We start from the raw sequence: 11,926 nt of genomic DNA, 5'->3' as shown, positions 1-11,926 counted from the left end.
GGTGCAGATTGAACTATTCAGGGTGCCTATTGCGCACAAACCGTTCCCCTGAAGCGAACAAGGTGCTACGTTAGTTTCGTTACGCAGTGACCACGCGCACGCGGAAGGTCACCTCGGCCGACCAAGGAAGACTATGCAGGAGAAGAAGACGCTCACCTTCGTGGTGCCCGCGTACAATATGACCGAATATTTGGAACGATGCGTCATGTCGTTAATCGCAGCGAAGCGCAACGACGACATCGAAGTGCTGATCGTGGATGACGGATCGTCCGACGGCACGCTGGAAATGGCACAGAAATTCGAGGCCCGCTATCCAGGCATCGTGCGCGCCATCCACCAGGAGAACAAGGGGCACGGAGGGGCCGTCAACACCGGCATCGCGGCAGCAAACGGCATGTATGTGAAGGTCGTGGACGCCGACGATTGGGTCGGTCCCGAAGCACTCGAACAAGTCATGGCCGTGCTGCGCAAAGAGGCCGATTCCACCGAGCCGATCGACATGCTCGTCACCAATTATGTGTATGACAAGGTTGGCAAACGCAACAAGCATGTAGTGAACTTCCGCCATGCCATGAAGGCCGGCGAGCGCCTGACTTGGAACGATCTTGGGCATTTCGGCTTGGCTGAATACATTCTCATGCACGCGCTGACGTACCGTACTGCCGTGGTGCGAGAGTCCGGCATGCAACTGCCGGAGCACACGTTCTACGTGGATTTCATTTACGCGTACCAACCATTCCCGTGGGTGAAGACCATGAAGTATTTGGATACGCCGTTCTACCACTATTTCATCGGGCGCGACGGGCAAAGCGTGCAGACCGATGTGATGATCCGCCGTGTCGACCAGCTGCGTCTCGTCAACCAGTGCATGGTGCACGCCACTCCGGAACGCGACACGGTACCGGACGGCCTGTACCGTTATATGATCCACTTCCTGGCGATTGAAAGTTCCGTGGCAAGTGTGTTCATGATTTTGTCTCGCGATCCGGAAAATTATGAGAAGAAAAAGGATATGTGGGACGACATTAAGGCGTACTCCCCCACTATTTACAAGGATGTGCGCAAGAAGGCCATGTCTCGTGCGTTGAATTTGCGCGGGTCAATCGGTCGTTTCGTGATTCGCAAGGGATATTTCGTGGCGGAACACGTCGTCGGGTTCAACTGATCGCGATTTCCGACGATTTGATGGTCAATCGACGGTCTGGATGGCACTATCTACCTTATATATGGCAGAACTGACGTACGGGGTGAGGATGCAGTCGTGAGGCTGTTGGAAGCAGCACTGACGCTTCCAACAGCCTACGTTCATGCGGAACCGCCCCGAGCGCGGAAACCTGGCTCATTGGGACGGGTTTTGCCGGATTTCAGGGTTTTATGCTTAGTTCCAGCGGTCGGACATGGCGAAACTGTTGTGCATGAGATTGCTGGACGTGTAGAGCACGTCGTTAAGCAGTTTCGTAACGTGAGTGCGCAAGTATTCCGCCATTTCTTCGTTGGACTGCTGCAGTCTGGCGATGATTGCAATACTTGCGTTTTCCGTAATCTCCGCAGCCCCTGCACTCTCTTGTGATTCGGACGCGCTCGATTGCGCGGTCATCTCACGCAATTCGGCATCGGTACGTTCCACCAGACGATGGCCATACGCGCGGGCCGATTCCGCAAATTCTTCGATCGCATTGCTGGTTTCGTAGAAATGCGCGTCGGCGAGCGCGGCGATCAAACGGTTCGCCCAGTACAGGTTGTTGGTCGAGACTTCCGGCGTGGTGTCGCGCAGGTAGGCGGGCGTATCGTCGACGTTCGCATAGAACGGCGTGGCCGCGGTGAAGGGGCCGGAACCGTACGAAATCCACATGATCGAGCGGCTGGTTTCCGGCGCGTACGGGCGGATCTGCATGGCCACCATATGCCCGGTGCGGTTGATGCCGATCGGACGGTAGCGATGGCGGCTTTCCGACGTTCCGAGAGTACCGTACGGGTCGTAAGGGGTTCCCTCGAAGTGCGCGCTCATCAGGAAATCGACGTCTTCGAGCGTCACAGCGTTCTCAGGCACGCGACACCACGGAATATCGTCGGACGCGGGCGTGTAGCGGGCGGCCGGCGAATCCCAATCCTCGCTTGGATTGAGGTAGCGCTGCATGTACCAGGCACGCGGAGTGTTGTAGATGTGGTCTTTGGTGGTGGCGGTGCCAAAAGCTGTGCGCGGATTGAAATGGTTACATCTCAGCGCCGCGCCGCTACTGCTATTACTGCCACCGTTCATATTGACGTTTCCGAAAGCGCTCGTCGGCTGGAATCCGAAGCCGCTACTTACAGCCGCGCTCATAGTGCGGTCAAGGTGGTGCGCATCCATGAATTCACGCAAATCGGCACTGCACATGAATTCACGTTGGGCGTTGAAGGCGTCGTCGAAGTCGAAATCGTCGATGCCGAGCTGGTTGGGGATGGTCGCATAGCAGTCGTCAGGCACGCGGCGGGCGATCCAATGATGTCCGCCGATCGTTTCGACATACCAGATTTCGTTTACGTCGGAAATGATGATGCCATTCGATTCGTAGGTGCCGTATGTTTCAAGCAGTTCGGCGAGACGTGCGACGCCTTCGCGTGCCGTGGTTACGTAAGGCAGCACAAGGGTTATGATGTCTTCTTCTCCGATTCCGCCCGGAATTTCAGGGGTATTAGCGGCTTTGTTCGCCGGTTGCAACTCAACGAGCGGATCAGCGGCTAGCACGCGCTCGTTGACTGCGATGGTTTCGGTGGCGCTCATCGCCACATTGTGCTCGTTGACGCCCGCTTCCGCGAGAATTCCGCGATTTGGCAGCACGTTCGGCACAATGCTGTATCGGCATGGATTGTCGGGAAGATCGATTTCGACATGACTGAGCACACTGCGGTAATGCCGCGGTTGGTCTTGCGGCGCGACCGCAATGAATTTCTTCGGATCGTAACGGCCGGAACCGGAATCATCGTCGCGTGCGATGATAGTGGAGCCGTCGTAGCTGGCTTTCTTTCCTACAAGAATCGTGGTACATGACATGCATTCCACTGTACGAGCAGATATGCAGAAATGATGCTGCGATTCGCGGGAATTCGATGATGATTCGGCGATGACTTGGTGATAATCAACGTTTTTTGTCATTTACAGCTGATTTGTGTGGCGTTTTGCGTAAATATGCTGTATACTAGCTCTTTGTTGCCCCTCTAGCTCAACGGTTAGAGCAGCGTCCTTTTAAGTCGTGGGTTGTGGGTTCGAATCCCACGGGGGGCACATACGAAAAGCCTCGGAAATCAATATTTTCAACGGTTTCCGAGGCATTCTTGTTTCTGCAGCCTAATGGATCAAAGGCCGCAGCCCAGCATTTACCCAGTACATTCACTGCTATAGGCATCGCACACTCGGCATCATTTCACGACCGTCCGCAACGCATCTTGCGCCCATCAAACAGCATTAGAGACAGTTTCGACATGCGCGCAGACGCGAATTCCGTAGTTTGAGGTACACTGGAGCATATTCGAACAAACGTTCGTATTTTTGGGAATTCTGGGGAATTCCCCACTATATACAGTGAGGAATCTCACGACACACCACTACCGGTAGTGTGTATGCTAGATAGTGGCTTGCGTAAGCGAGCATAACCGAAGAACGTGGCCGACACGGCTTTCGCAAACGACGAAAGCCATTTGCATAGGGAGGAAATCGAATGACCGTGACCGTCTTCACCAATCCGAGCAACCCGCAATGCGAAGCCACCGAGCAAGAGCTTGCAAAGCTGGGCGTGCGTTACGACACCGTCGACCTGACGAAGAACCCGTCCACCTTCGAACAGATCAAAAACGCTGGTTTCAAGCAGATTCCGGTCGTCATCTCACCGAACTCCTCATGGAGTGGACATAGGCCGGATCTGATCCGCCAGCTCGCACAAAGCTTCGCCGCATAGCCCCGCCCAGCCAGCCCGCTACATGCGACCGGCAGTAGACGGGTCGAGCGTCATGGTCTGGAACCGATTGGCCATGAAGTCGTCGTCGAAATACGTGGCGAAGAATTGCGAAACAGGCGAATTCTGCGCAATACCCGCCATACGCGAATACCAGGCATCCAGCGCCATCAACGTCATCACGCCGTCAATGAAAATCAGCGCAAAACACACCGCCGTCAACGTATAGCGAATCTTCCACGGAATACGCTGAATCATCGCAAGCAAATGCGGCAGAATCAGCTTCACCCACACCAAGCCAAGTATTCCCCAGAAAAACATGTATTTGCCGGATGTGCGCCCATCAATCGACAGCCATTTGCCTGTGTAATCCCACGCGCGAATACCGAACGCAACTTCCATGAACCAGCTGGTGAAATATTCAAACGCGCCGCCAATCACCGCGCTCGCGCAGAAAATCAGCATCCAATTCGACCGCCACAAGTGATTGAGCAACACCGTCAGAATCACCGCGCCAAAACCGTAGATAGGCGAGAACGGCCCCCACAAAAATCCGGCACGATCCTGCCATTCGCCGAACAGCACATAGTGGTACAGCGTCTCCACCACCAGACCAAACACGCAACCGACCACAAACAGCCAGAATAAGTTGAAGAAATCCAACGAAATATAGCCTTTGCCAGTCAGATCACGGCCGGCCATGCCCTTCGAAACAGCCGTCTCATACTCGCTGCGCGCATCCAAACGACGAAGCGCGAACTGCAAACGACGCTCCTCGCGCAGCGACGGATCGGCCGTAATATGCAACGCAACCAATACAAGCAGCTGCACGACCGGACTGATTAGATTCACACCCAAACCCTGCAACGACAACGACAATAGGCCTTCCGCAAGCGTGAGCGGAATCATCAAATACGTCCATTGCGCGATATGTCGACGCTTGTTGAGAATCAGCAGCACGCCGAAAACCGCAAGGCATGCGGTGGAGACCAGCAGCACCGCAGCATGAATAACCGACAGAATAGTGGTGAGGTTCAGCGCGTCAAACGCCAGCCTGCCGGAAAGCGCGGCTTGGACTGCATACAGGCAGGAAATCACGATGATCGGCAACGTCACCACGCCTTCGACCAGCATGACGATGCCGTAAATGCGTGCAATCAGCGGCAGTCTACGGTCGGCCGGATTGTCGTCGGCTTCCGCCGATTTTGATTGCGCAATGATTCCGGCCTCTTCGATCGCTGTGATTTCGGTTTCGTCGGCGATGGCCGCGCTCACTTCTTCGGTTCTGCCCATACTATTCGTCCTTCCTTGTACAACGCTACCAAAACCCAATCGCAGTACGCTACACGAGAGGATTGTTTGTGCGCAACCAGCACAACCTGCGATTGCTGTCTGCACAAGTCACGTGCCATCTCGTAATCACAAGATCGCAGACAACAGACTCGACTTGCGCATGCACAGAATGCAAGTTGTGCGGTCATTAACGGCAAGATTCACAGTTCCGCCGCAGTTTGTCGTGTTTATTTCAGTCATGGGCGGAGCGCATTTACGTCCGTGCCCAAATTTGTCCGAGAACGGGTATTACGATACGGGAGGCGTAGCGCTACGGATAACGTATCGCTACGCGCGAACACGGTCGAACATCCATTGGACTGGGGAGACAATGCGCAACGTACTGCAGATTCTGCGTCGTGACCTCAAACGACTCGTCACCGTACCCGCCGCCTGGGTCATCATGATCGGCATAATCATCATTCCGCCGCTGTACGCATGGTTCAACATCTACGGATTCTGGAATCCGTACGGCAACACCCAAGGCATCAAAGTTGCCGTGGCCAACGTCGATAAAGGCACCGACAACGCCCTGCTCGGCAAAATGAACCTCGGCGACCAGATCGAAGACACGCTGAAAGACAACGACCAGCTTGGCTGGGAATTCATGGGCAAGGCCGAAGCGATGGAAGCGATACAGTCCGGCGACTGCTATGCGGCGATCATCATCCCCTCCAGTTTCAGCGAGGATCTCGCCAACGTCGTGACCGACAGCAAGAACCGTCCGACGCTGGAATACTATGTCAACGAAAAATCGAGCCCAATCTCCCCGAAAATCACCGATCAAGGCGCGACCACCGTCGACCGTACCGTCAACAACACCTTCGTCTCCACTGTCAGCGAAGTACTCACTAAAGCCGTGAACTCCGCGAACGGCACCATCAACGGCAAAACCAACTCCTTCGTCAACGAAACCACAGCAGAACTCGACAAAACCCAGAAGAACGTAAACCTCATCCGCTCCACCATCGAAGATCTTGACGCACAGCTCGCCAACGTGCCGCAACAAACGCAATCCGCACGTCAGGCAATGAACGACGTGCAACTGGCCGCAGCAAGCGCCGGCAAGGGCCTGGCGAACACCGCCACCGCCATCGGCACCGCACAGAACGGTCTCAATACCTTCACTTCCAACGCCAACACTGCTTTGGAAAACGGTTCCGGCCTGATTTCGCAGGCCACCAGCGACACCACCACCAGCATCAACAAGGTGACCACAGCCGTCTCTTCCGCGAGCGGAGCCGCACAGCAGGCCGTCAGCAGCATGCAAAGCGTGACCGACCGTAACGCCCAGCTCATCGAGAAGCTCAAGAACGTCAGCGACAACACGCAGTACCAAGACATCATCAAGAAGCTTGAAGACACCAACAACACGGCCGCTGGCACGCTCAACGACCTCAAAACGTTGAGCGAGAACACGCAATCCACGTCCGACAGCGTGTCCAAACTCGCCACCGACTTCAACACCAGCACGCAAAATTCACTGAAAAGCATGGGAGATGCCCGCAACACGTTGAATTCCGGCGCGCTCCCCCAGCTCAACTCAGGCCTGAGCTCGCTCGCCATGACCGCTGGCACGCTGTCTGGTACCGTGACCAGCCAAAACACCATCGTCACCCAAACCTCCGCCGTGCTCGACCAGCTCGACCAGGTAACGAACGACACCCGCACCACCCTGCAGAACACCGACAAGCAGCTTGAACATGTGGAGAACAAGCTCATCACCGTCAGCACCGACCTGAAGGCACTCGGCAGCGTCGACATGCTGAAAAACCTGACCGGCGGCAGTTCCCTCGACACGGAGAAAATCGCCTCGTTCATGCAGTCCCCCACCGTGATCGACACGAAGAACGTGTACCCGATAAACTCCTACGGTTCCGGTATGGCTCCGCTCATGACCAATCTGGCCCTGTGGGTGGGCGCGTTCGCCTTCGTGGTGATCTTCAAGGTGGAAGTCGACGATGAAGGCCTCGAAGGCCTCGACCTGACCGCTTCCGAAAAATATTTCGCCCGATACATGCTGCTCGGCATCATGGGCGCGGCCCAAGGCACGATCACCACCATCGGCGACCTGCTGCTTGGCGTGCAGACCGTGAACGCACCGCTGTTTATACTTACCGGCGCCATCACATCGCTGGTATATCTGAGCATCACATTCGCACTATCGACCACGTTCATGCATATCGGCAAGGGATTGTGTGTCGCGTTGGTTATCGTGCAGATTCCGGGCGCTTCCGGCCTGTATCCGATTGAGATGATGCCGAAATTCTTCCGCATGGTCTACCCGTTCGTGCCATTCAGTTATTCGATTGACGCGTTCCGAGAGACGATTGCCGGCTTCTACGATGGGCATTGGCTCAAGTCGATTGGCACGCTGCTGCTGTTCGCCGTGGCCGCATTCTTCATTGGACTTGCGATTCGCCCGCTGCTGGTCAATCTCAACCGCCTGTTCGCCCGTCAAATCAAGGAAAGCGACATGATCATCGGCGAGGAAGTGCAGCTTCCGGAACGCGGATACAACGTGTCCCAAGCCATTCAGGTGCTTGCCGACAAGGGCGGCTACCGTGAGGCGATCGAGGAACGCGCAAGCCGTTTCGCCGAACTGTATCCGAAGCTCAAGCGTGGCGCGCTCATCGCCGGTTTCATTGTGCCAGTGATTCTGGTGCTGATCTTCTCCTTCACCAACGGCGAGAAGAGCGTGGTGCTTGCCACCTGGATCATTTGGGTGCTGCTCATCATCGGATTCCTGATGGTCATCGAATACATGCGTTTCAGCCTGCAACGCCAGGTGGAACTCGGCAGCCTCAGCGACGAAGCGATTCGCGAACAGCTGGTGGAACGTCAAGCTGCGAGACTGCGCCGCAAGAAGCGCGCGCAACAAAACAGGCGAGACAAGTTGATGCGCAAGGCACGACGAAGAAAACATGAAACCAAACAGGCGATCGCCAACGTCGCAGGCACCAACCAAGCCGACGCCGACGGCGTCGCAACACTGGTACAGGCCATGAACGCGGCCGGCAACACCGGCACAGCGAGCAACGCCAATCCCAACGGTAACAGCGAAAGGAGCAACGCATGAAAAACATCTGGAAACTGTTCGTCGGCGACGTTCGACGCCTGACCAGCAACATCGTCTCCATCATCATCGTTACCGGACTGGTGGTGATTCCGGGTCTGTTCTCTTGGTTCAACATCAGCGCAAGCTGGAATCCGTTCGCCAATACCGGCAATCTGAAATTCGCTGTCGCCAACGACGATGAAGGCTACAAGTCCGACCTCATTCCAGTAAAGATCAGCATCGGCGACCAAGTAGTCAACACCTTGCGCGCCAACGACCAGATGGACTGGACCTTCACCACCAAAAAAGAGGCCATCGACGGCACCAAATCCGGCAAATACTATGCGGCAGTGGTGATTCCGAAGGATTTCAGCACCCGCATGATGACGTTCTTCACCGCAGACGGCGACCATGCCACGCTCACCTATTACAACAACGAGAAGAAGAACGCACTCGCCCCAAAGATCACCGGCCAAGGAGCCGACACCGTGGCAGCGCAGATCAACGAAATGTTCTCCGAAACGTTGACGAGCACCGCGCTCAGCATCACCTCGCAGCTGGCCGACGAGCTTGACAAACCGGAATCGCAAGCCACGCTCACCAACTTCAGCAACAACATGGGCAATTTCGCGAACACGCTCACCGACACGTCATCCGCGTTGACCACGTTCAGCTCACTGACATTGAGCGCACAGAACCTGCTCGACAGTTCCAACAGCCTGCTTTCCAACGTGAGCGACAGCGCGAAGAACGCCGGCAACGAGCTCAAACAGTCGAAAAACAGCATCAACGATCTGACCGGAGCCGTCAAAACCAGCACGAACGCTCTCAGCACCGCGTTGAACAGCTCGGCGAACAGCTTCGGCGCGGTCTCCACCGATATTGACAGCGTATTCAACAATGCGGGCACCCAAGCCGGCAATACGGCCACTGCCCTGCGCAATCAGGCCGCAAACGTAACCAAGCAGGCGCAAAGCTACCAGAACATCTACGACGCCCTCGACGAGCTCAGCAACAACAATCTGATGCCGGAAGTCGCGAAAATCGCCATCGATCATCTCAAAACCAACGTGGGCGCGACCATTACGCAACTCAACGATCTAGCGAACTCACTCAACACCAGCGCCGACAATATCGACACGAAAGTGAGCGACACCACAGCCGACCGCGAGCGCGTGAACCAGCTCGCCCAGCAGGCGAAGGCCTCCATCGACGGCATCAAAACCGATTTCGACAGCCAGCTCAAGCCGCAGCTCAACGATATTTCCGATTCGATCAGCAACACGGTCACCGCATTGAGCAGCACGGCCGCCGATCTGAAGGGCACGTTGGGAGATCTCAACAGCACCACGAAGTCGGCAGACAAGCAGCTGACCAATATTCGCACGGTGCTTGATTCCACCGCCGAAAGCCTCACCAAGGCGGGCACCGCGCTGTCTTCGTTCAATGGCACGCTTTCCGACGCACTGAACAGCGGCAATATGGACACCGTCAAGGAAGTGCTCGGCAATAACACCGATTCACTGGCGGCGGCTCTTGCGGCCCCCGTCCAGGTGAAGCGCACAGCTGTGTTCCCTGTTAAGAATTTCGGCTCGCAGTTGGCGCCGTTCTACACGATTCTTCCGCTATTCGTAGGTTCGCTGCTTATGGCCGTAACGCTGAAACCCGGCGTTTCACGCAAGAACCGTGAGGGTCTTGACAATCCGAAGCCGCATCAGCTGTTCCTCGGCCATTATGGCGTGTTCGGTGTGATCGCGCTGCTGCAGAGCACGTTCTCGCTGGGCGGCAATCTCCTGTTTCTGCATGTGCAGGCGGTGCATCCATGGCTGTTCATGCTAGTTGGCTGGACGAGCTCCTTGGTGTTCTCGTTCTTCATGTACACGATGGTGGCGAGTTTCGGCAATATAGGCAAGGCTATTGGCGTGCTGGTGCTAGTGGCGCAGATTTCCGGCTCGAATGGCGCATATCCGCTGGCCGTGCTACCGAAGATCATCAGCGATATCAGCCCGTTCCTGCCGGCCACGCATTCGATTGTGGCGTTGCGTGCGGCCATTGCCGGTATTTACAACAACGATTACTGGCATGCGCTCGGCTCACTGCTGTTGTTCCTGATTCCGCTGCTGCTGATTGGCTTGGTGCTGCGTATTCCTCTGGTCAAGTTCAACAAGTGGTATGTGGCGAAGGTGGAAAGCACCAAGGTGATCTCATGATTACCGGAGTGCATGAGGCGGTTTCCGAAGCCGTTTCCGATGTGGTTTCCGACGCGGTCAGTGACGTGCATGAGGCTGTTCGCAAGGCGCAGAGCCGCCGCGAGCAGCTTCGTGAGCAGACCGATCATAAGATTATGAAGGCCACGCTTGCGATTGTGATTTCCGATGGCGTCGGCGCGGTAACCATCGAAGAGGTCGCTCGTCGTTCTGGCGTTGCGAAAACCACGATTTATCGCCGCTATAAGAATGCTGATGATCTGTTGCGCCGTGTGCAGCTGGAAGTTGCGGGATTACCGGATTTCAGCGATGTCGAGTTGTCGAAAAACGGTTTGCTGACGATGTTGCAACGCATTCAAGGTTGTTTTTTCGACAGCGATTTTGGTTTGAAGGCCGTTGGTGTGGTGCTTTCGTCTGATAACACTTCGTTGAATGCGATTGCCAATCAAGTGCTTGTTCCTGCGGAAAAGCGTTTTTCTGAGTTTGTTGAACGCGGCGTGAAGGCCGGAGTGTTCCGTAATGGATTGGATCCGCAATTCCTGTTCAGCACAATACTCGGCTCTATGCTCGCCTGTAAGGCGTTGCATGGCGATGCGAGCATTCCTTGGCCTGAGAACATGGCGGCCGTTCTGTGGCCCGTTATGGCCGTCTGAAAGGCATCACAGAGCAGAGCTGCCATAGTAATCTGAAACTTAGTGAGCGCCCCCGCTACGGCCTTTGATCACTCTTTGGGTGAGGCTGTAGCCGAGGCGCTCATTGTACGTTTGCGGGGCTTTTCGCCGCTACTGGCCCTACTGGATTGACGCTTCCTGACGGGCCACATCCAACGCCTTGTTGAACGCTTCCGACGTCCAGCTGGCACCGGCCACCTTGTCTACCTTGAGGTCTTTGAGCGGCTCACCGTCCACCACGCCGTTGATGGCTTCGGCGAACGCATTCTGGTGCTTTTTGGAGATGGACGTGAACGGATGCCCGATAACCTCCACATTGGTGACGGTCTGATCTTTGACCGTCACATGCACGTCGATAGTGTCTTCGCTCACCGGCCCGTACTGGCCGTTGATCGAGTAGGTGCCGTCGGCGTAGTTGCCGGTGTCTTGCTTATCGGATGTAGTGCTGTTCGGATCGTCGGCATGGTTTTTGACGTCCGTATCCGCAGAATCGTCGGAGTCGGTGGCACTACCGCTGTTCTTTGAATTTTCTTCCTGCGATTGCACGCTTTCGCCGGAATTTCCGGCATATTCATCGTCCATTGGCGTCGCCGTGGGTTCGCCGCATGCCGACAGCAATGCAAGGCTTGCCGCAGACAGTGCGATTACTTTGATCGCATTCGATGATTCGTTGCTCATGTTCGCTCCGTACGATTCGTCAGTGCTATGGCTTGGATTATTCGGCTG

The 11,926-nt window shown here is 55.7% G+C and carries 8 protein-coding genes and 1 tRNA gene; 6 read left to right on the top strand and 3 right to left on the bottom strand.

Going from position 1 to position 11,926, the window contains the following annotated elements:
- The first annotated feature begins 133 nt into the window (after positions 1-133).
- Positions 134-1,165 (top strand): glycosyltransferase family 2 protein, encoded by a 1,032-nt coding sequence (locus tag BBCT_RS00495; protein ID WP_003833738.1) that lies wholly within the window; start codon positions 134-136, stop codon positions 1,163-1,165.
- Between the two features lie 213 nt (positions 1,166-1,378).
- Here the strand turns inward: BBCT_RS00495 and BBCT_RS00490 are convergent, their stop codons facing one another.
- Positions 1,379-3,034 carry a C69 family dipeptidase gene (locus BBCT_RS00490; protein ID WP_003833733.1) on the bottom strand — a complete coding sequence of 552 codons (1,656 nt, stop codon included), beginning with the start codon at positions 3,032-3,034 and terminating at the stop codon, positions 1,379-1,381.
- 158 nt (positions 3,035-3,192) lie between these two features.
- On the opposite strand from BBCT_RS00490, the gene BBCT_RS00485 reads away from it, so the two are divergent.
- Positions 3,193-3,265, top strand: a tRNA-Lys gene (locus BBCT_RS00485).
- A gap of 433 nt (positions 3,266-3,698) precedes the next feature.
- Positions 3,699-3,935: a glutaredoxin family protein gene (locus tag BBCT_RS00480; RefSeq protein ID WP_003833732.1), complete on the top strand. Its 237-nt coding sequence runs from the start codon at positions 3,699-3,701 to the stop codon at positions 3,933-3,935.
- 18 nt (positions 3,936-3,953) lie between these two features.
- Here the strand turns inward: BBCT_RS00480 and BBCT_RS00475 are convergent, their stop codons facing one another.
- On the bottom strand, positions 3,954-5,225 hold the full coding sequence (locus BBCT_RS00475; protein WP_003833730.1) for a putative ABC transporter permease: 1,272 nt from the start codon (positions 5,223-5,225) through the stop codon (positions 3,954-3,956).
- A gap of 370 nt (positions 5,226-5,595) precedes the next feature.
- Here BBCT_RS00475 and BBCT_RS00470 point away from each other — a divergent pair, with 370 nt between their 5' ends.
- Genes BBCT_RS00470 through BBCT_RS00460 form a run of 3 tightly spaced genes read left to right on the top strand, consistent with a single transcriptional unit; the run spans position 5,596 to position 11,182 of the window.
- Positions 5,596-8,343 carry a YhgE/Pip domain-containing protein gene (locus BBCT_RS00470; protein WP_003833727.1) on the top strand — a complete coding sequence of 916 codons (2,748 nt, stop codon included), beginning with the start codon at positions 5,596-5,598 and terminating at the stop codon, positions 8,341-8,343.
- Entirely contained in the window at positions 8,340-10,532 is a 2,193-nt protein-coding gene (locus BBCT_RS00465) for a YhgE/Pip domain-containing protein (protein WP_003833725.1), read from the top strand. Before BBCT_RS00470 ends, BBCT_RS00465 begins: the two co-directional genes overlap by 4 nt.
- A complete protein-coding gene (locus BBCT_RS00460; RefSeq protein ID WP_003833723.1) occupies positions 10,529-11,182 on the top strand; it encodes a TetR/AcrR family transcriptional regulator in 654 nt (217 codons plus the stop codon). The genes BBCT_RS00465 and BBCT_RS00460 overlap by 4 nt, the downstream gene beginning before the upstream one ends.
- Before the next feature lie 138 nt (positions 11,183-11,320).
- On the opposite strand, the gene BBCT_RS00455 is transcribed toward BBCT_RS00460, so the two are convergent.
- Positions 11,321-11,878 (bottom strand): FMN-binding protein, encoded by a 558-nt coding sequence (locus tag BBCT_RS00455; RefSeq protein WP_003833720.1) that lies wholly within the window; start codon positions 11,876-11,878, stop codon positions 11,321-11,323.
- Positions 11,879-11,926 lie beyond the last annotated feature (48 nt).

It is taken from the genome of Bifidobacterium catenulatum DSM 16992 = JCM 1194 = LMG 11043 (assembly GCF_001025195.1).
Lineage (GTDB): Bacteria > Actinomycetota > Actinomycetes > Actinomycetales > Bifidobacteriaceae > Bifidobacterium > Bifidobacterium catenulatum.
This window is presented reverse-complemented; position numbering and strand designations above follow the sequence as displayed.